General features: G+C 70.0%; 17 protein-coding genes. 9 read left to right on the top strand and 8 right to left on the bottom strand.

Going from position 1 to position 20595, the window contains the following annotated elements; all coding sequences use genetic code 11:
• The 3 genes from VGH85_22640 to VGH85_22630 all read right to left on the bottom strand — a co-directional run.
• Positions 1-359: LD-carboxypeptidase (locus tag VGH85_22640; GenBank protein HEY2176619.1), on the bottom strand; the 359-nt coding region annotated here is incomplete at its 3' end.
• Positions 356-1555: a thioredoxin domain-containing protein gene (locus tag VGH85_22635; protein ID HEY2176618.1), complete on the bottom strand. Its 1200-nt coding sequence runs from the start codon at positions 1553-1555 to the stop codon at positions 356-358. The genes VGH85_22635 and VGH85_22640, both read right to left, overlap by 4 nt.
• Positions 1556-1669: 114 nt before the next feature.
• The gene (locus VGH85_22630; protein HEY2176617.1) at positions 1670-2350 is read right to left on the bottom strand and encodes an SCO family protein; all 681 of its coding nucleotides are present in this window, start codon (positions 2348-2350) and stop codon (positions 1670-1672) included.
• Positions 2351-2480: 130 nt separating this feature from the next.
• Here VGH85_22630 and VGH85_22625 point away from each other — a divergent pair, with 130 nt between their 5' ends.
• Together VGH85_22625 and VGH85_22620 are read left to right on the top strand one after the other, a co-directional pair.
• Positions 2481-3098: a DUF47 family protein gene (locus VGH85_22625; protein ID HEY2176616.1), complete on the top strand. Its 618-nt coding sequence runs from the start codon at positions 2481-2483 to the stop codon at positions 3096-3098.
• Positions 3099-3115: 17 nt separating this feature from the next.
• On the top strand, positions 3116-4114 hold the full coding sequence (locus tag VGH85_22620; GenBank protein ID HEY2176615.1) for an inorganic phosphate transporter: 999 nt from the start codon (positions 3116-3118) through the stop codon (positions 4112-4114).
• A gap of 30 nt (positions 4115-4144) precedes the next feature.
• On the opposite strand, the gene VGH85_22615 is transcribed toward VGH85_22620, so the two are convergent.
• The gene (locus tag VGH85_22615) at positions 4145-4921 is read right to left on the bottom strand and encodes a type II CAAX endopeptidase family protein (protein ID HEY2176614.1); all 777 of its coding nucleotides are present in this window, start codon (positions 4919-4921) and stop codon (positions 4145-4147) included.
• A gap of 112 nt (positions 4922-5033) precedes the next feature.
• On the opposite strand from VGH85_22615, the gene VGH85_22610 reads away from it, so the two are divergent.
• From VGH85_22610 to VGH85_22600, 3 genes are all read left to right on the top strand, one after another.
• Positions 5034-5906 (top strand): aldo/keto reductase, encoded by an 873-nt coding sequence (locus VGH85_22610; GenBank protein HEY2176613.1) that lies wholly within the window; start codon positions 5034-5036, stop codon positions 5904-5906.
• 151 nt (positions 5907-6057) lie between these two features.
• The gene (locus VGH85_22605) at positions 6058-6792 is read left to right on the top strand and encodes a sugar phosphate isomerase/epimerase (GenBank protein ID HEY2176612.1); all 735 of its coding nucleotides are present in this window, start codon (positions 6058-6060) and stop codon (positions 6790-6792) included.
• Complete coding sequence (locus VGH85_22600; protein HEY2176611.1) at positions 6789-7895, top strand: Gfo/Idh/MocA family oxidoreductase; 1107 nt, start codon at positions 6789-6791, stop codon at positions 7893-7895. Before VGH85_22605 ends, VGH85_22600 begins: the two co-directional genes overlap by 4 nt.
• Here the strand turns inward: VGH85_22600 and VGH85_22595 are convergent.
• Complete coding sequence (locus VGH85_22595; GenBank protein HEY2176610.1) at positions 7884-8411, bottom strand: gluconokinase; 528 nt, start codon at positions 8409-8411, stop codon at positions 7884-7886. The genes VGH85_22600 and VGH85_22595 overlap by 12 nt on opposite strands.
• Positions 8412-8486: 75 nt before the next feature.
• Between VGH85_22595 and VGH85_22590 the strand changes: the two genes are divergently transcribed.
• Positions 8487-10040, top strand: a complete 1554-nt coding sequence (locus VGH85_22590) for a glucoamylase family protein (protein HEY2176609.1) — start codon at positions 8487-8489, stop codon at positions 10038-10040.
• Here VGH85_22590 and VGH85_22585 read toward each other — a convergent pair.
• Genes VGH85_22585 through VGH85_22575 form a run of 3 tightly spaced genes read right to left on the bottom strand, consistent with a single transcriptional unit; the run spans position 10018 to position 13996 of the window.
• The gene (locus VGH85_22585) at positions 10018-10902 is read right to left on the bottom strand and encodes a DUF2127 domain-containing protein (GenBank protein HEY2176608.1); all 885 of its coding nucleotides are present in this window, start codon (positions 10900-10902) and stop codon (positions 10018-10020) included. The genes VGH85_22590 and VGH85_22585 overlap by 23 nt on opposite strands.
• Positions 10899-13283 (bottom strand): hypothetical protein, encoded by a 2385-nt coding sequence (locus VGH85_22580; protein HEY2176607.1) that lies wholly within the window; start codon positions 13281-13283, stop codon positions 10899-10901. Before VGH85_22580 ends, VGH85_22585 begins: the two co-directional genes overlap by 4 nt.
• A gap of 59 nt (positions 13284-13342) precedes the next feature.
• The gene (locus VGH85_22575; protein HEY2176606.1) at positions 13343-13996 is read right to left on the bottom strand and encodes a TMEM175 family protein; all 654 of its coding nucleotides are present in this window, start codon (positions 13994-13996) and stop codon (positions 13343-13345) included.
• 478 nt (positions 13997-14474) lie between these two features.
• Between VGH85_22575 and VGH85_22570 the strand changes: the two genes are divergently transcribed.
• The 3 genes from VGH85_22570 to VGH85_22560 form a co-directional block, all read left to right on the top strand.
• Positions 14475-16952 carry a hypothetical protein gene (locus tag VGH85_22570; GenBank protein ID HEY2176605.1) on the top strand — a complete coding sequence of 826 codons (2478 nt, stop codon included), beginning with the start codon at positions 14475-14477 and terminating at the stop codon, positions 16950-16952.
• Positions 16953-17024: 72 nt separating this feature from the next.
• Positions 17025-18701, top strand: coding sequence for a serine/threonine-protein kinase (locus VGH85_22565; GenBank protein ID HEY2176604.1), 1677 nt, complete (start codon positions 17025-17027; stop codon positions 18699-18701).
• A gap of 156 nt (positions 18702-18857) precedes the next feature.
• A partial coding sequence (locus VGH85_22560; GenBank protein HEY2176603.1) for a S53 family peptidase occupies positions 18858-20595 on the top strand: 1738 nt, incomplete at its 3' end.

The following is a 20595-nucleotide window of genomic DNA, read 5'->3' as shown; positions in this document are numbered from 1 at the left end:
AGGTGCAGCGCCGTGATGTCGCTGAAGCCCACCACCAGCTTCGGCGACGACCGCAACGACTCCCACGGCACCGCGTCCACGATCCGCTGCGCGCCATACCCGCCCCGAGTGCACATCACGGCCCGCACCGACGGGTCCAAGACGGCCGAGCAAAGGTCGGCGACCCGGTCGGCATCCGACCCCGCGAAGAAGCCGGAACGACCCAAAGCATGCGCGCCGAGCGAGACCGACAGCCCCCACGACTCCAGCACCGCGACGGCAGCCTCGACCCGCGCCAAGACCGCGGGCCCAGACGGGGACAACAGCGCCACCCGGTCACCCGACCGCAGCGCCGGCGGCCGGGCCGACAACGACGTCACTGAGACGCTTTGGTGACCGCCGCCTGCAGATCTGCCGGGTTGGGGAAGGCCTGACCGGGCGTCGAGATGGCCTTGCCATTGATCCGCACCGTCGGGGTGCCGGTCACGTTGGCCTTCGACGCGGCATCGGTGATGCCCGCGACCCACTTGTTGTACTTACCGCTGTTGACACAGGTGGCCAACGACGGGCTGGTATCCCCGGCCTTCTTGCCTAACGCGATCAGTTGCGAATTGCTGAGCCCGGGACTGCCCTCTTGCGGTTGGTTCGCGTAGAGCAGGTCGTGGTACTTCTTGAAGATCGCCGGCGTCGGCATGCACGCGGCCGCGTTGGCGGCGCGGCTCGAATATCCCGGTGGACTCGAGTTGGGGTCGAGGAAGCCGAGCGGGTGGTAGCGGAACTTCGCCGTACCGTCGTTGATCATCGAGGTGATCTTGGCGCCGGTCTGCTTCTCGAAGGCGCCGCAGACCGGGCAGATGAAGTCCTCGTACATGTCGACGGTCGTCTTGGCCGACGCCTTGCCCACCAGGATCCCGGAGTCCGAGGCGATCGTCGGCGTGACCGCCGGCCCGGCGACGAAGGCCCGGTGCGACTGCACGACGTCGCCGATGGCGAACACCGCCACCAACAGCACCACTACTCCCAGCGACGTGATCTGCAGCCGGCGTGCCGACTCCTTCCGCCGCTGCTCCTGCAGGGCGGCCAGGCGGCGCTGGGCTTCCTTGGTCCGGCGCGGGCCGACCCGCGTGGTCACCGGGTCGGAGACCGAGTTGAGGATCCAGTCGTCGGCGGAGTACTTACTCAGCGGCCACCACGCCAACAGGCCCGAGCCGATCAACAGCAGCACGTCGCGGATCAGGTCCCAGGTGTACGTCGTCGTCTGGCCGGCCTTGAGCGCACCACCGCCGCCGAAGCAGCCGCAGTCGATCTGCAGCCCGCGCGCGGCGGCCTGGGCGATGCCGACGATGTAGACGACGAAGAGCAGCGCGGAGACGATGGCGACCAGCCGGGTCGCCAGCCCGACGATCAGCAGGACGCCGAGCGCGATCTCCAGGTAGGGAAGCCCGTAGCCGAGCCCCTTGACCAGGAACTCGGGCAGCACCTGGTAGGCCCGCACGGCACGGACGCTGCCGGCCGGGTCGCCGACCTTGGCGATGCCGGCGATGATCCAGACCACACCGACGACGATCCGGAGCACCGTCGCGATCCATGGCCAGATCCCCGGCAGCCAGGCCGGCCCACGGCCCGGGTGGGCGGTCGTCGGAGGCGTCCGGACATCAGCCCCCTTCCGCGACGAGACCGGCATTTCGCGTCACCCCTTCTGCTTCGCGACGACCGGCAGGTCGTGGCTGATGTCGCTCGGGCTGTTCCCCTGCTGGAAAAATACCCGGGCGACGTTGTCCGGCCCGTAAAGCAGGACCTGCGCCGAGTGTGTCTGTCCTCCGTCTTGCGCGACCGTGACCCCGGCGAGACGTTGCGCTGCCTCCACCTGGGCCTCCGTCCCCGTGAGCCCGATGAAGGGCTCCGGCAGCCCGCCGTCGAACCGGGAGAGCCACCGCCCGATCACCGGCGGGGTGTCCCGCTTCGGATCCGTCGTCACAAAGACAACGCGGGTCTCCCGCCGAAGGTTCATCGGCACCAGTCGGAGCGCGGCGGCCTCATCAGCCATTGTCGTCGGGCAGACGTCCGGGCAATGGGTGTAGCCGAAATAGAGCAGTGTCGGGTGCCCGGCGGTCCGAGCGCCGAAGTCGTAGCGCTTGCCCCGGGTGTCGGTGAGCGTGAACGACGGCCGCGGGTGGGGGCCGGCGAGCTTCTCCCCCTTGAACGTGCCGGACGGCGCCGTGGACAGCTCGGCCGCGGGTTTCTGGTCCATCCCCCGCATCCCAGACATCCCATGACTCCCGCCGGAGGACGATCCCGAGCCACACCCGGCGACCACCAGGGCCAGACAGCCCAGCGTGGCGGCCAGCAACCAGCGTGTCCGAATCAGCACGGGTACTAGTCTCCCTCATGAGCGATCCGGACCGGCACCGGACGCGGGCCCGGGGGCCGGGGACAGCCGGCAACCGTCCCTGCCCGTACGATCCGCGAGACATGCCGCATTCTCTTCCGGAGCATCCCTCGTGCGCCTGCGCCTGAGCCCCAAAGACGACAGCTTCTACGAGATGTTCACCGCTGCGGCCAACAACCTGGTGGCGGCGGCCGACGTCCTCGCCGAGTTCCTCAACGAGAGTGCCAACCGCGAGCAGCTCGCCATCCGGCTCCGGGACCACGAACACGCCGGCGACAGCACGACGCACCAGATCTTCCGCCAGCTCAACACCAGCTTCGTCACCCCGTTCGACCGGGAGGACATCTACACCCTCGCCTCCAACCTCGACGACGTGATGGACGCGATGGAAGCCGCGGCCGATCTGATCGAGCTGACCGGCCTGGGCACGCTGCCCCCGGAGATGGCCCGCCAGGTAGAGCTGCTCCAGCGGGCCTGCCGCACCACCGCCGAGGCCATGCCACGGCTGCGGACCATGAAAGAGCTCGAGCCCTTCTGGATCGAGGTCAACCGGGTCGAGAACGAAGCCGACAAGCTCTACCGCCGCCTGCTCTCCCGCCTCTTCAGCGGCGACTACGACGCACTCACCGTGATGAAGCTCAAGGAGGTCGCGGATCAGCTCGAGGAGGCTGCCGACGCCCTCGAGCACGTGGCTAACGCCGTCGAGACCATCGCGGTCAAGGAATCCTGAGTGGGACAGGTCCACCCGTGAGCCTCGCCGTACTCGGGCTGATCACGATCATCGTGGTCGCGCTGGCCTTCGACTACACCAACGGCTTCCACGACGCCGCCAACGCGATCGCCACCACCGTCTCGACCAAGGCGCTGACGCCGCGGATCGCGCTCGCTCTGGCGGCGGTGATGAACGTCGTCGGCGCCCTGGTCTCCACCAAGGTGGCCACCACCATCGGTTCCGGGATCGTCGACCCCCCGCAGAACAACGAGGGCCTGCAGATGGTCTTCGCGGCGCTGATCGGGGCGATCACCTGGAACCTGGTGACCTGGTACTTCGGCCTGCCCTCGTCCTCGTCCCAGGCGCTGATCGGCGGTCTGGTCGGGTCGGCTCTCGCCGCGGCGCAGATAGTGAAGTGGTCCGGCCTGGTCGACAAGGTCGTCCTCCCGATGGTGCTCTCGCCCATCATCGGCCTGCTCGTCGGCTACCTCTTCATGCTGGGCGTGCTCTGGACCTTCCGAAAAGCCAACGCCGGCAAGACCACCCGCGGCTTCCGATTCGCCCAGATCGGGTCGGCTGCCGCGATGTCCTTCGGGCACGGCACCCAGGACGCCCAGAAGACGATGGGCATCATCACCCTCGCCCTGGTCACGTCGGGCCACCTCGCGAGCTTCGTCGTACCGATCTGGGTGATCCTCGCCTCGGCGCTCGCGATCAGCCTCGGCACCTACGCCGGCGGCTACCGGATCATGCGGACGCTCGGCCGCCGGGTGATCCAGCTGACCCCGCCGGGCGGCTTCGCGGCCCAGACGGTCGCCTCGAGCATCCTGCTGATCTCCGCCTACGTGTACGCCGTCCCCGTGTCGACCACCCACGTGATCACCTCGTCGATCATGGGGGTGGGCGCGACCCGGCGGTTCTCGGCGGTGCGGTGGGGCGTCGCCGGCAACATCGCGGTCGCCTGGGTCCTCACCCTGCCCGCCTCGGCGGCGGTCGCCGCGCTCGCCTTCGTCATCGTCCACGCCGTCCTCTGACGGACCGGGCCACCGCTCAGGGCAGCCGGCTCAGGGCAGCCAGCTGACATGGCCCTTGAGCAGGGCATACCCGACGAAGGACACCATGTCGATCAGGCTGTGCGCCACGATGAGCGGGATCACCCGGCGGGTGTTCTGGAAGAACCGGCCGAAGATCAGCCCCATGATGAAGTTGCCGATGAAGCCGCCGAAGCCCTGGTAGAGGTGGTAGCTGCCGCGCAGCGTGGCGCTCGCCAGCAGGGCCCGATTGGGCCGCCAGCCCATCCGCTCGAGCCGGGTGAGCAGGTAGCCGACGACGACGACCTCTTCGAGGACGGCGTTCTCCGCGGCGGACAGCAGCAGCACCGGGTAGCGCCACCACACGGCGGGCAGCGCCTCCGCGACCACGCTGAGGCTGATGCCCAGCGCGTGCGCGGCCAGGTAGAGCCCGATCCCGGGGATCCCGATCAGCAGCGCCAGCAGGACCCCGCGGACCAGGTCCTGGCGCGGGGCGCGGGTGTCCAGCCCGATCGTGGAGGGCGGCTGGCCGCTGCGGTCGAGCAGGTAGACGGCCAGCAGGGCCGGGATCACCGCCGAGAGGATGCCGAGCAGCTGCAGGCTGAGGTCGAGCCAGGGCCGCCCGGGCGCGGCGGAGGCGTTGAGTACGGCGTGCTGCTGGGAGAGCGGTTTCTTGGCGGTCAGCGAGCCCAGCAGGTTCACGGCGGCGTAGAGGGCCGAGATGCCCAGGGACACGCCGAGGACGAGCAGCACCTCGACGCGCAGCCCGCGCCGCTGCCCCGCCTGGAGCTGTCCCGTAGCGCCGTCCATCCCGGCTCGCACCTTAACCGCTGGTCAGGGGGTGCCTTCCGATCCGCCGCCCGCTACGGTTTCATCGGATGACTGCCCTGACCCGCAGTACACAGTGTGGAGGCAAGTAAAGATGCAACGACGACGGCTCGGCCGGCTTGGGCACGAAAGCTCGGTTCTGATCTACGGCGGCGCGATGCTGGCGGCGGTCGACCAGGACACCGCGGACGAGTCCATGCAGCTCGCCCTGGATTCCGGGATCAACCACTTCGACACCGCAGCCGGCTACGGCGACGCCGAGCTGCGCATGGGCCCGTGGATGCCCCGGATCCGCAACCAGATCTTCCTCGCCACCAAGACCCAGCTGCGCACCGCCGAGGAGGCATGGGCGCAGATCAACGCCTCGCTGGAGCGGCTGCAGACCGACCACGTCGACCTGATCCAGCTCCACGCGATCGGCGACCTGGACGAGCTCGACAAGGCCACCGGCACCGGCGGGTCGCTCGAGTCGGCGATCCGGGCCCGCGACGAGGGCCTGGTCTCCGCGATCGGGATCACCGGCCACGGCCACCAGGCCCCGGCTACCCACCTCGAGGGGCTGCGCCGCTTCCCGTTCGACTCGGTGCTCACCCCGTGGAACTACGCGCTGTCCAAGCGGGCCGACTACGCCGCCGACTGGGCCACGCTCGCCGAGGAGACCCAGCGCCGCGACGTCGGGCTCATGACGATCAAGACCGTCGCCCGGCAGAACTGGCCGGATGAGAACAAGAAGCGCTACAGCACGTGGTACGAGCCGCTCGACGACCAGGAGCGCATCTCGGCCGCGCTCGCCTTCGTGCTCTCGCACGAGCAGATCACCGGCATCCCGACCGCGGGCGACGTACACCTGCTGCCGCTGCTCGTCCAGGCGGAGAAGGACTCGGCCGGCATTTCGCGCGAGGACGCCGCGGCCGTGCTCGACAAGGAGGCCGACTACTCCTCGCCGTTCCTCTCGATGGCGATCTGAGCGACCCGGCCGACCCGGTCGGTCCCCTCATGATCAAGAGGGGATTCCGGTACGAAACGCCGAACGAAACCCCTCTTGATCACGGTCTGCGGGGAGGCCGTGATCGACCGGGGTACTCCCAGCCAATACGACGACCTCGAAACGGAGCACCGTGAATCCGCTTTCCGTACAGCTGTACTCCCTGCGCGACCAGATGGACGACCCGCGCGCCGTCCTGACCAAGCTCGCCGACATCGGCTACGGCGCCGTCGAGCCCTACAGCCCGACCACCGACCCGAAGGGCTTCCGGGCGATCGCCGACGAGCTGGGCCTGGCCGTGTCCAGCACCCACGCCCCGGTGCTCGGCGAGAAGCGCGATGAGGTTCTCGACGCGATGGCGACGATCGGGACCGACACCGTGATCGTCCCGGCCACCGCCCGCGAGCGGTGGACCGACCGGGAGGGCGTCGAGGGCGTCGCCGCCGAGCTGAACGAGACGGCCAAGCACGTGGCCGCCCGCGGAATGCGCATCGGCTACCACAACCACTGGTGGGAGCTGGAGAACGTCGTCGACGGCCGGCCGGCGCTCGAGGTGTTCGCCGACGCGCTCGACCCCGAGCTGATCCTCGAGGTGGACATCTACTGGGCCGCCGTCGGCGGGGTCGACGTACCCGAGCTGCTGGCCCGGCTCGGCGACCGGGTGCGCCTGCTGCACGTCAAGGACGGCCCGGCGACCAAGGGCGACCCGATGACCGCGGTCGGCCAGGGCGTCGTCCCGATCGCCGCGTCGCTGGCGGCCAACAAGACCGTCGAGTGGCACGTCGTCGAGCTCGACGAGTGCGCCACCGACATGGTCCAGGCATTGGCCGACAGCTACACCTTCCTGACCACCGGCGGCATTCGGTGAGCGGTGGCGAACCGGTCAAGGTCGCGGTCGTCGGCTGCGGCACCATCAGCAAGGCCTACCTGACCAACCTCACGGCGTTTCCCGACGTGCAGGTGGTCGGGTGCGCCGACATCGACACGGTCCGCGCCAAGGAGGTCGCCGCCGAGCACGGCATCTCCGTGTCCGGCGACGTCGACACGGTGCTCGCCGACCCCGACGTCGAGATGATCATCAACCTGACCATCCCCGCCGCCCACGTGTCGGTGGCGACGGCAGCGCTGCGGGCCGGCAAGCACGTCTACGGCGAGAAGCCGTTCAGCCTGGAGCGCGAGGACGGTCACAGCCTGCTCGCCGAGGCGGAGCAGCTCGATCGCCGGATCGGCAACGCGCCGGACACCTTCCTCGGCGCCGGGCTGCAGACCTCGCAGCGGCTGATCGCGCAGGGCGTGATCGGCGAGCCGCAGTCGGCGCTGGTCGCCATGCAGAGCCCCGGCCCGGAAAGCTGGCACCCGAGCCCGGAGTTCCTGTTCCAGTACGGCGGTGGGCCGCTGATGGACATCGGCCCCTACTACCTGACGATGCTGGTGCAGATGTTCGGGCCGGTCTCGAAGGTCGCGGCCGCGGCCCGCAAGGCCAAGTCCGAGCGGGTCATCGGCAAGGGCCCGAAGGCCGGTACGTCGTTCGCCGTCGAGGTGCCGACCCACAGCACCTCGCTGGTCGAGTTCGCGGCCGGTCCGGTGGCCACCATGGTGATCAGTTTCGACTCGCCGGTCAGCCGGCACGGGTTCGTGGAGATCACCGGCACCGAGGCGACCCTGCGGGTTCCGGACCCCAACACGTTCGGCGGCCCGGTGCGGATCCGCAAGGTCGGGGACGACGACTGGCAGGAGTTGCCGCTCGGCGGGACCACCGCGGGGCGCGGCATCGGTGCGCTGGAGATGGCGCAGGCGATCCGCGCAGGTCGACCGCACCGCGCGTCGGGCGAGTTGGCGATGCACGTCGTCGACACGATGTCGGCGATCAGCGACTCGGCCCGGCTCGACGAGTTCGTCCCGGTCACCGTCAGCTGTCAGAGCCCGGACCCGCTCCCCGAGGGCTGGGACCCCTACCAGTCAGTGCTGTAACGCGGTCAGCTGGCGCACCGCCGAGTCGGCGATCGACTCGGCGGTGCCGGCCACGTCGACCTCGATGCCGTTCTCGTCGGGACCCAGTGGCTGCAGATCGTGGAACTGGCTGTCCAGCAGCGCTGCCGGCATGAAGTGGCCGTGCCGCGGCACCAGGCGTTCGGTGATCTGCTCCGCCGTGCCGACGAGATGCACGAACACCACCTCGGGGCGGTCCTTGCTGAGCAGATCACGGTAGGAGCGCTTCAACGCCGAGCAGGTGACCACACCCGACCGCCCGGCGGCGACCTGCTCGTCGATCCAGTCCCGCACGCGCTGCAGCCACGGCCAGCGATCGGCGTCGTCCAGCGCGTGCCCGGACGCCATCTTCGCGACGTTCTCCGGCGGATGCAGTGAGTCGCCTTCCGCAAAGGTCCAGCCGAGCCGCTCCGCGATGATCTCGCCGACCGTGGTCTTGCCGGAGCCGGACACTCCCATGACAACGCCGATCTGCACCGACGGCGAACGGTCGGACATCCGCAACCTCCCTGTTTACAACCTTCTCCGAGCATGGCAGCATCCCGCGCCACGCTAGGCGGAAGGGACCCTCTGATGAAACTCCTGCGCGCCGTGGCCGCCACGTCGGCACTGGCCCTGCTCACCGGGATCGGTCTGACGGCGCCCGCGCATGCCGCGCCGGCACCGAAAACGGGCTCTGAAACGTCGACGCTGCGCAGCTACGCCGCCGACACGTGGCGGTCAATGACTGCGATGGCCGACCCGACCACCGGTCTGGTGTCCGACAACATCGAGGGCGACCTCTCGGCCGGATCCCGCTCCGCCTACACGTCGCCCACGAACATCGGCGCCTACCTGTGGAGCGCGGTTGCGGCGCGCGACCTGCACATAATCGGCGATGACGCGGCCATGGCGCGGATGAAGCAGACCCTCGACACCCTCGGGACGCTGCACCGCGACGCCGCATCGGGCATGTTCTTCAACTGGTACGACCCGCACAGCGGCGACGTGTTGCGGACCTGGCCGGTGGACGGCAGCACCATCACGCCGTTCCTGTCCAGTGTGGACAACGGCTGGCTGGCCGCCGCCCTGATGACGGTGCGCACCGCCGAGCCGCGGCTGGCGAAGGAAGCGAACGCCCTGCTCGCGCCGATGGACTTCGGCTTCTACTACGACAAGAACGCCCGACCCGGCGTGGGCGGCGAACTGGCCGGCGGTTTCTACGAGGAGAAGCCGCCCGGCTGCTCCGTCGTGGGCAACTACCGCAACCGAGGCCCGGACGTCTACTACACCTGCAACCACTACGACGTACTCAACAGCGAACCGCGGATCGCGAGCTACATCGGAATGGCGCTCGGCCAGATCCCGCTGTCCCACTACTTCACGCTCTACCGCACCTTCCCGCCGGATTGCACGAAGTTCGGCTGGCAGCAGATGCAGCCGGTCGGCTACAACCACACCTACATGGGCATCAACGTCTACGAGGGTGCCTTCCGATACGAGGGCCTACAGTTCGTGCCGACCTGGGGCGGCGACATGTTCGAGGCCCTGATGCCGGACATGTTCGTGCCCGAGGAGACCTGGGGTCCGACCAGCTGGGGGATCAACGACCCGGCGTACGTGCAGGGGCAGATCCGGCACGGGCTCGACGAGGCAAAGTACGGCTACTGGGGCTTCTCGCCGTCCAGCGATCCGAAGATCAAGGACGGCTACACCGCGTTCGGCGTGCCCTCGCTCGGCATGGACCAGGGCGGCTACCCCTCCGACGAGCAGCAGACGGTCGACGACCCGGGCATCCCCGGGTGCAGGCCGGCCGGGCCGGCGCCGAAGTGGGGCGACGGCGTCGTCACCCCGCACGCGTCGTTCCTCGCGCTGAAGTTCGCGCCGAAGGCCGCGGTCGACAACCTGGCCAAGCTCAAGGCCAACTTCGACTCCTACGGCGCAGGCGGGTTCTACGACGCCGTCGCCGTAGGCAGCGGCACCGTCGCCAAGCGGTATCTCTCGCTCGATCAGGGAATGACGCTGGGTGCGCTCGGCAACTTCCTCGCCCACGACGACATCCGCCGCGCCTTCGACCGTGGCCCGGTGCAACGGGTCATCGCCCCGCTGCTGCGGATCGAGCGCTTCAATGCGAAGCCGGTGGACTGAGCGGAGGCTTGCTCGGCCAGCCCGGTGGCATGGCCCGCTCCAGGGCCTGCCACCCCAGGTCGTGCCGGCGCTCGGCCTGCTCCGCGCGGCCGCCACCGCGAATGCCGAAGAGCCGCTTGGCATACAGCAGGTAGACCACGACCAGGACGTTGACCACCAGCGCGATGATCTTCGTCGCCGAGATGCGACCGGTGAGCTCGTAGATCTCGGGGATCATCAGCAGGGTGGTGGCGATGAAGGTGAGGTATTCCGCCCAACGCTTCTGCCGCCACAGCCCGATGGCCTCGACACCTTCCAGGACGGCGTACGCCGCCACCACGAGGCCGAGCGTCCACAGCGTCCTGGTCTTGAGGCGGAACGCGTGCTCGAGCTCGTGCAGGATGCCGTGACTCGACTGCCCGCTCGGCCCGCCGAAGCCGCCCTGCCAGGCGGTCACGATGCGGTAGAACTCGTCCCGCAACTGCGTGCGGTTGCCGAGGAACAAGAAGATCGCGATGGCCAGGATCGCGAGCAGCACGAAGTGGACGAGCCGGTCGAGCGCGATGAGCCGCAGCACGTACCTGTCCCGCAGCGGCTTGCCGCGCAGCGGCAGCTCGATCTCGTCCCGGTCCGGCGGGTGGTCGCGCTTCGGGTGCTCCGGAGCGGGAAGCGGCAGCCATGCATCGCAGCGCAGGCATCGGTGCCACCGCAGTCCGGCGCCGGCGTCCCGGACGACCAGCGCGTCGCGGTCGCGGATCCGGGCCGCATCGGTGCCGACCAGCTCGTGACCGTGCACGGCGCAGCCGAGCAGCTCGTAGTGGATCCGCAGGCGGCGCTTGGGCGCCGTACCAGGAGGTCGGTAACCGGTCGACTCCGACGTCATTCGCTAAAGCCGTCGGCCGACCCGGTGGCCGCCTCCGCCGGGTGCCGCGTCGCGCCCGCCGTACGAGGTCGTCGGGACGGAGTGGACACCATCAGGTGCACCGCCATGTCCGCGGCGATTTCGCCGAGCTTGCGGTAGGCCTCGAACTCGCGGTCGCCGTAGAGCTGCTGCGCGGTCGAGTCGTGCGGGAAGGAGGGATGCGTGGCCGCCCAGGCGTAGACGTCCCAGGTCGCCTCGTCGGGTACGGCGAGCTTGCACAGGTAGATCACCCCCATGGTGCCGTCCGGTCGGGTGAAGCCGCCGCGCGCGGCCAAGGTGCGGGCGAAGCCGTCCGCCGTGGTGGCCTGGAATTCAGCCGAGGGGTTGAGGTCGATCTCGATCCCGAGGTCGGCGCGGGCGGTTTCGATCGCCTCACCGAACGTCGTCCAGGTGTTGGCCCGGTCGCCGGAGGCGTCGAAGACGACAATCTCGGTGGCGCCGCGACGGAGCGCCTCTACGAGCCCGAGGTTCTCGTAGTGCCCGCCGTCGGTGACATAGATCCACCGACCGCCGAGACCGGTGCCCCAGACCATCTCCCGGAACAGGGCGAAGATCCCGGGCTGCGAGATCTGCCAGCGGATGCGGTCCCCGATCCACCGCAGCGACGGCCGGCCGTCCGGCGGTGCCGGAGGGTGGCGCCGGCGGGCCGCCTTCCGGTCGAGCGGGTTGGGCAGCCACAACCCGAGCCGCACGTTGGCGAGCCCGAGCAGCAGCCGCAGCGGTGCCCTGGTCATCCGCCCCATGATCGGCGAGACGGCGGCGCCGCTGACCGCCACCGCCGCCGGCAACGTCATCAGCCGCATCCCCGCGCTCTCCTCGAAGCGCTCGGTGGGCACCATGAATCTCCGCCCGCGGTCCGGCGGCCGGTCGTGCTCGCCGTCGAACATCGTCCCGGCGGAGATGCCGCTCCAACGCGCACTGAAGGTGAACGGCGCGCAGCCGCGACCGGACGGGACGACGCCCGGCTGATCGGTGTTGACCGCCGCGCACACCACCAGCTTCGGACCCGGGTCGTCGCGGAACGTCGAGAAGCGGATCGGGGTGGCGTAGGGCCGTGGGCGGGCCGAGTCGTCGTCGGACCGCTCGACGGCGAACGCCGTGGACAGTCGCTGCTTGTAGAACGGATGGATCGAGTTCCGGTTGACGTCGGTCACCGCCTTCCACACCACGATGATGACGGCGGCGAGGCCGACCAGGAGCCAGCCGCCGGTCGACGACCCGTGCAGCACCGCGCGACTCACCCAGAGCAGGAACGCCAGCACCAGCAGGGCTGCGGCGATGACGGACCCGGTCCACGGCAGGAGCGCGCGCAGAACCTTCGACACGAAGCCCGACACCGCGCCACCCGGACTCGGGCCGGCGGCGGTCTGCACCCCGATCCGCAACTTCCCCAGCGTCCCTCGGACGAGGGCGACGATCGCGGCCACCGACGCGATCAGGCCACCTATCCCCTGTGCCGGGTCGACGGTCAGGATCCCGGTGATCCCAAGGTGTGTCACGGCCTCGAGCAGCGCCGGTACGCCGACGCACAGCGCCGCGACGACGCCTGCGACGGAGAGCAGGGTGAAGCAGGTGTTGCGCAGCCAGCGACTACGCCGCTCGCTCAGCGACAGGTAGACGTCGATCAGCCGGTCGAGCCCGAACGCCACCAGCCCGACCGACGCGATGATGATCGTCGCCCACAGCCACGGGATCAGATGCTGGGTGTGCCAGTGCTCCAGCCCGCTCGTCGGAGTACCCGGCTTTGGCGCTCCGGTCGCGTCCGGGGACAGGGTGAGCAGGCCGAACGGCCGGATGACGAGCCATGCGAGCATATGTGCCGCGACGTAGATCCCCGCGAGGATCGGGATCAGGTTGAGCACGAGGCCGTAGAAGATCCCGAGTATCCCGGCCGCGGCCGCGGCCGGATCCTCAGTGAGGTAACGGGTGTGGGCCCGCAGCCGGGTGTCCTCCGGCGACCCGGGCGCGTAGACCGGCACGCTCGCGAACCGCGGATCGTCGACCACCCGGCGCGGAGTGGAGCCGTCCGTCGGAGGTGACTCGTCGGAGCCGGCATGGTTGACCATGGCGAAGGATGCCGCCATGTAGGACCCGCCGGAGACTGCGGTCACCCAGTCGGCCTGCTCGTACCACGACGGGACGTCCACGCGTTCGCGGCGGTTGAGTCGCTGCATCCCGCCGAGGGAGAAGGCGGCGGCGCGGATTCCCCCGCCGGAGCAGCAGATCGCCCGGACCTTCGCACCCTTGGCCGGGAGCCTGGGCTTGCGGCCGCGCCCGCCGGCCTGCTCCGGGGGACGCGCGGGCAGCAGGCCGGGCCACGGGGCGCCGTCGCTGGTGCTCATCGGCCACCCCCTCCGGCGACAATGATCAAATCGTCCCGCCGATGATCGGGGTCGGCAAGCTAATGGCGGAACAACCGCCGGACACGTTGCGCGCCGAGCAGCATCGTCCGCCTGGGCAGGAAGAGCAGCAGCCAGATGAATGCGGCCTCGCTCGGCACGACGAACGCGACCGGTATCGAGACCAGGAATACCACGGCGACGACGAACGACACGGACGCTTCGTCGTACGTTGCCCGTCGGGGCATCGTCACGGCGGTAAGAGAATGGTTGCCCGCCCACAACCACAGCGCACCGAGCAGGAGAGTCGCGGCCACGACGCTCGACGCATACAGCACAACCCCGGCGGTCGTGCTGCCGTGGTTACTCAGGACTGCAGTGGGGAATGGCAGCGCGGCGACGACGAGCAGGAACAGCAGGTTGAGCCGCATGGTCCCGCCGTCGACCCGCACGATGTGCCGGAACATCCGATGGTGGTTGAGCCAGTAGCGGCTGATGACGAAGAAACTGAGCAGGAAGGCGAGATAGGCGCCGGCGTGGTCAGCGAGGGCGTGCGGCAGGTCCTTGTTGCTGACGTCGGGGATGCGCAGGTCGAGGGCCAGCAGCGTCATCGCGATGGCGAACACGCCGTCGGACAGGGCGAGCACCCGACCGAGCCCGGCGTCGTCCTCCTCCGTCGAGCCGCCCTCCTCGCGGAGCTCGTCGTCCTCGGCCACGCGCCCGACGCTAGGGCACCCGGGAGGTTAGGCGGTGCAGGCCCGCCACGCCGTACGTTCGTGTCCTCTGCTGCCGATAATCCAGCGGCGCTCCTCGCGGTCCTGACCGGACCTGCGGAGGACCGCCGGCTCGTCAACCACGGACCGTCATGCGGCCCGGCCCTCCCCCGTTCACGAACCGACGGTCGTCTCCACCCCTCCCCGCGGACGGAGCTAAAGCGTGCTCAGGTCGATCGCCTCGGCCATGTGCATACGCCGAACGAACCCCTCACGAGCGGTGAATGCACTAGGTCCAGGTGGCCCGCATGCCTCGCATTACCTCCGCTAGATGGTCTACTCCGGCTGCGCCAACTGGTCAAACACCCGTATGGGCGACCCCCGGCGAGCTGGAGTTGACCGTGCCGATCTCCGCACCGCGGACCCGGTGTTCTACGGTGCCCCCGGGCGACCGGCCAAGATCTCGACGAGTGGAGAGAACGTGTCCTACGAGCAGCCGCTGACCGACGGGTGGACCCTCGCTCTCGCCGGGGGCGCCGACCAGCCCGGCACCGAAATCCCGGCCGATATCCCGGCCGGAGGCTCCGCCGGCACGGTGCCCGCGACCGTGCCGGGCTGCGTGCACACCGACCTGCTCGCCGCGGGACTGATCCCCGACCCCTACCTCGACGACAACGAGGACCGGCTGCGGTGGATCGGCCGGGCGGACTGGCGCTACGCGACCGGCTTCGACTGGACGGACGGCGCCGCCGAGCGCATCGACCTGGTCTGCGACGGACTCGACACCGTCGCGACGATCGGCCTCAACGGCACCGAGGTCGGCCGTTCGGAGAACATGCACCGCGGTGTGCGGGTCGACCTGCGCCCGGCGATCCGCGCGGGCGGCAACGACCTGACCGTCGACTTCGCGTCGCCGTACCGCTATGCCGAAGCGGTCCGCGACGCGGTCGGCGGCGACCTGCCGTCCGCGGTCCCCGAGCCGATCTCGTTCATCCGCAAGATGGCCTGCAACTTCGGCTGGGACTGGGGTCCGACGCTGGTGACCTCCGGCATCTGGCGTCCGATCCGGCTGCACGCCTGGGACACCGCGCGGCTCGCCGAGGTGCGGCCGCTGGTCACCGTCGCCCACGACGCCGGTCGGGTCGAGGTGCACGTCGAGGTCGAACGGTCCGGGGTCGGCGAGGAAGGCGACCTGACCGTGCGCGCGACCGTCGACAACGCCGCCGGCGATGTCACGATCCCGGCCGGGTCGAACCACGCCGTGCTCTACCTCGCCGTCGACTCGCCCGACCTGTGGTGGCCGCGCGGGTACGGCGAGCAGAACCGGTACGACCTGCAGGTGGAGCTCATCTCGGCGGACCGGTCGCTGGAGCAATGGACGCGCCGCATCGGCTTCCGCGACGTCACGCTCGACACCACCCCCGACGAGCACGGCTCCCGTTTCGTGATCCGCGTCAACGACGTCCCCGTCTTCGCCCGTGGCGCCAACTGGATCCCCGACGACTGCTTCGTCTCGCGGGTAGACCGCTCCCGCTACGCCGAGCGGCTCGACCAGGCCACCGACGCCGGCATCAACTTCCTGCGCGTGTGGGGCGGCGGGATCTACGAGAACGACGACTTCTACGACCTCTGCGACGAACGCGGAATCCTGGTGTGGCAGGACTTTCTCTTCGCCTGCGCGGCGTATCCGGAGGAGCAGCCGATCGCCGCACAGGTCGAGGCCGAGGCGCGGGACAACGTCGTGCGGCTGATGCCGCACCCGAGCCTGGTGCTCTGGAACGGCAACAACGAGAACATCTGGGGCTGGTACGACTGGGGCTGGCAGAAGACGCTCGGCGACCGCACCTGGGGTAAGGGCTACTACCTCGACCTGCTGCCGAAGATCGTCGCCGAGCTCGATCCGACCCGCCCCTACTGGCCGGGCAGCCCCTACTCGGGCGACTTCGACCGCCACCCCAACGACGACAACCACGGCGTGAAGCACATCTGGGATGTGTGGAACGCCCGCGACTACACGGCGTACGCCGACTACATCCCGCGCTTCGCCGCTGAGTTCGGCTTCCAGGGCCCACCGACGTGGGCGACGCTGACCCGCGCGGTGCACGACGACCCGATCGCGCCGGACTCCCCCGGTGTGCTGCACCACCAGAAGGCGGTCGAGGGCAACGACAAGCTTGCCCGCGGGCTGGCGCCGCACTTCGCGCAGCCGACCGATGTCGACGACTGGCACTGGCTGACCCAGCTCAACCAGGCCCGCGCCGTGGCGTTCGGCATCGAACACTTCCGCAGCCACTCGCCTCGTTGCATGGGCACCGTGGTCTGGCAGCTCAACGACTGCTGGCCGGTGACCTCGTGGGCGGCGATCGACGGCGACGCACGGCGCAAGCCACTGTGGTACGCGCTTCGCCGCGTCTACGCCGACCGGCTGCTCACCGTGCAGCCGCGCGACGGCGGGCTCGCCGTCATCGCGGTCAACGACTCGCCGGAGCCGTGGTCCGGGCAGCTGCAGCTCACCCGCCGTTCCGTCGCCGGCGAGGCGCTCGCGCAGGCCACCGTCGCACTGTCGGCCGGGCCGCGGGAGACGGTTACCGTGCCGATCCCCGACGACGTCGCACAGGCCGCACGCCCGGCCCAGGAGCTGCTCGTCGCCGACACCGACGGCGTGCGCACCGTGCGGTTCTACGTCGAGGACAAGGATTTGGCCGCGCCGCAGCCGGATTACAAGGCGAGTGCGAGCCGGGTCGACGACGGCTACGAGGTGACGGTCACGGCCACCACGTTGCTGCGTGACGTCGCGCTGTTCCCCGACCGACTGGCGGCCGACGCCGTGGTCGACGACATGCTCGTCACCCTGCTGCCCGGTGAGTCGGCGACCTTCGCCGTACGCACCGCGGAGGTCCTCGACGAGGACGCGCTGCTCGCGGCTCCGGTGCTGCGCTGCGTCGGGAACACCGGCTGACGCACCTGATGTGAGCAACACCGCGTCCAAGAAAGTTGTCTCCGTCCGCTCGAACGGGTACCGCTAATACCTATGGGGATTCCTCCGACACCGACCCATGCCGTCGCGAACCGATACCGGCTGCTCGACCGGCTCGGCTCCGGCGGCATGGGCACCGTGTGGCGCGGGAAGGACGAGCTGCTGGGCCGCATCGTCGCCGTCAAGGAGTTGCAACCCCCGGCGCGCCTCGACGAGGCCGATCGTGCGGTGATGCGGGAGCGCACGTTGCGCGAGGCACGGGCCGCGGCGCGCCTGAGTCATCCCAACGCCGTCACCGTCTACGACGTCGTCGAGGAGGACGGGCGTCCCTGGATCGTCATGGAGCTGCTGAACTCCCGCAGCCTGGCCCAGGTGATCCGCGCCACCGGACCGGTCTCGCCCCGCCGGGCGGCGGGGATCGGGCTCGACGTCCTTTCCGCGCTCGAGGCAGCGCATGCGGCCGGCATCGTGCATCGCGACGTCAAGCCCGGCAACGTCATGATCAGCGACGACGGCCGGGCCGTGCTCACCGACTTCGGGATCGCCACCCTCGACGGTGACCCGCATCTGACCACCACCGGGCTGCTCGTCGGCGCACCGGCGTACGTCGCCCCGGAGCGGGCCAGGGGTGACCGGCCCGGCCCGGCGTCGGACCTGTGGGCGCTCGGCGCGACGCTCTACGCCGCCGTGGAGGGCCGGCCGCCGTTCGACCGCGACTCCGCGATGGCGACGCTCTCGGCGCTCATGACCGAGGACATCCCGCCGCCCCGGTCGGCCGGGCCGCTCGCACCCGTACTCGACGGGCTGCTGGTGAAGGATCCGGCACGGCGGCTGTCGGCCCGGCAGGCCCGCCAACTGCTGCAGCACGCCCGGTTGGAGGCCGAGGAGCCGACCGTCAGCACGCGACCGCAGCCGACCGTGGTCACCGAACTGCCGACCGACCGGACCGAGGTCGTCGAACGCCCCCAGCCGCCCGCACCCGTTCCCCCGCAGCCGCCCGCGCCCGTACGTCCGCGGCGCCGCCGCGCGCGGATCGGCGCGCTGCTCGCCGGCCTGCTCGTCGTCGGGGCGGCGGTGGCCGTCCCGGTGGCACTGACCCGCCCGGATCACCCGAACCACTCGGTCGGCGCGCCCGCCCACCGACAGACTCCCTCGCCGACCCCGGCGCCGAGCCACGCCTCGCCACGTCCGTCCCCCAGCCACGCCCGGTCGGCGTCCCCGTCACCGAAGCCGTCACCGAAGCCGTCGCCGAAGCCGACCGCGAAGCACCCCGCGAAGAAGAAGCCCGGGGCCGGGACGCCGGCCGGGTTCCGGACCTACCACGACGCGACCGGGTTCTCGGTCGACGTACCGGCCGGATGGCAGCTGGTCCGCAACGGCAGCCGGGTCGACTTCCGCGACCCGGCGGGCGGCCGGTTCCTCCGGATCGACCAGACCGACTCACCGCAGCCCGACCCGGTCGCCGACTGGCGCCGGCAGGCGGCGTACGTCTCGGAGCGGCTCCCCGGCTATCGCACCGTGTCGATCACGGCGGCGGATTACCGCGGCTATCCGGCGGCCGACTGGCAGTTCGAGTTCGGTGGTCACGGTGACCGCCGGATCCGGGTGGTCGACCGGGGCTTCACGGTCGGCGGCAGGGGCTACGCGCTCTACTGGTCGGCGCCGGCCGCCCACTGGTCGAGCAGCCTCGACGACTTCCACACGTTCGCCGAGACCTTCCAGCCCGCCTGATCAAGGTTTCGAGACGGTCACGGGCAGGTTGCCAGCGGTTCCGGGGTCTGGCGCGGCAGGTCGGCGCAGGCTAGCGTCCCCTTCGACGCGATCCGGACGCCCCGGATCGCGCGCCTGATCAGAGCAGTTTCTTGCGGCCCAATGGAGGGTGACGGCGTGTCAGGAAGTCACAGAAGAAAGGCGCTCATCGCAGCCGGTGGGGTGGCCGGGCTGACGGCGGCGGCCGCGCTCATCGCGGTACCGGCGTCAGCCGTCACCCCGGACCACGTGCCGCTCGCCGGCACGCAGCCGGCCTGGGCGACATCGAGTGCCGCACACGGCGCCGTCCCCTCGGGACGCAGCCAGGACCTGCGGGTCTACCTCGCACCGAAGGGTGGTACGGCCAACCTGAAGTCGGCGGTGGCCGCCGTCTCTACGCCAGGAAGCACCAGCTATCGCCACTACCTCAGCACCGCGCAGTACAAGGCGCGGTTCAGCCCGACCGCGGCCGAGGTGTCCCAGGTGCGCTCCTGGCTTGCGGGCTCCGGCCTGCACGTCACGGGTGTCGCGTCGGGTAACCGCTACGTGCGGGCGACCGGCACCGCCGCGGCCGCCGAAAAGGCGTTCTCGGTTGGTCTGAAGCTCTACAGCCACAAGGGCAAGACCGTGCAGGCACCGTCGGCCAGAGCTCAGGTCCCGACCGCGATCTCAGGATCGGTCATCGGCGTGCTCGGCCTCGACACCGCATCGCACACGGTGGCGCCGAGAAGCGTGACGGACGCGGCACCTGCGGCAGCACCAGCCGCGACGGCCAAGGCCGCCGGCGGCTACCCCTACGCGCCCGGATTCCGCAACGCTCGCCCATGCTCGCTCTCCTACGGACAGGTGACCGCCAACAAGCAGGCGGACTTCAAGACGCCGCTGCCGAAGTTCAACGGCAAGTTCCGCGCCTACGCACCCTGCGGCTACGTGCCTGCCCAGTTCCGGGCGGCGTACGGCGTCGACGCGTCGAAGCTGACCGGACAGGGCGCGACCGTGGCGATCACCGACGCCTACGCCCTGCCCACGATGCAGAAGGACGCAAACCAGTACGCCACCGACCAGGGTGACGCACCGTTCGCGCCCGGCCAGTTCAGCCAGACGCTGCCAAGCAAGTTCACCGACCAGGCCCTCTGCGACCCGGGCGGCTGGGGCGGCGAGGAGGCGCTCGACGTCGAGGCCGTCCACGGTATGGCGCCTGCGGCGAAGGTCATGTACTACGGCTCAGCGAGCTGCAACGACGCCGACTTCCTCGACACGCTCGCCAAGGTCGTGTCGGACAACAAGGCGTCGATCGTCAGCAACTCCTGGGGAGACGTCGAGCAGAACTCGACGACCGGTTCGGTCGCGGCGTACGAGCAGGTCTTCCTGCAGGGCGCGATGCAGGGCATCAGCTTCCAGTTCTCCTCCGGCGACAACGGCGACGAGGTCCTCAACACCGGCCTGAAGCAGGCTGACTACCCGACCTCCGACCCCTACGTCACCAGCGCCGGCGGCACCAGCACCGCGATCGACGCCAACGGTGCCATGCAGTTCCAGACCGGCTGGGGCACGCTGAAGTACTCGCTGTCGGCCGACGGCAAGTCCTGGGAGCCTCTCGGCTTCCTCTACGGGGCCGGCGGCGGCATGTCGCACCTGTTCAACCAGCCCACGTACCAGAACGGCGTGGTGCCTGCGGCGCTCGGCTCGGCGCGTGCCGTGCCGGACGTGGCGATGGACGCCGACCCGACGACGGGCATGCTGATCGGCCTGACCCAGGACTTCCCTGAGGGCATTCACTTCGGGGAGTACCGGATCGGCGGCACCAGCCTCGCCTCGCCGCTGTTCGCCGGCATCCAGGCGTTGAAGACTCAGCTCAACGGTGGTACCCGGCTCG

The sequence above is a fragment of the Mycobacteriales bacterium genome, assembly GCA_036497565.1.
In the GTDB taxonomy this organism is placed as follows: domain Bacteria; phylum Actinomycetota; class Actinomycetes; order Mycobacteriales; family QHCD01; genus DASXJE01.
The sequence above is the reverse complement of the archived record's forward strand: the minus strand, read 5'-3'. Positions and strand labels throughout refer to the sequence as shown.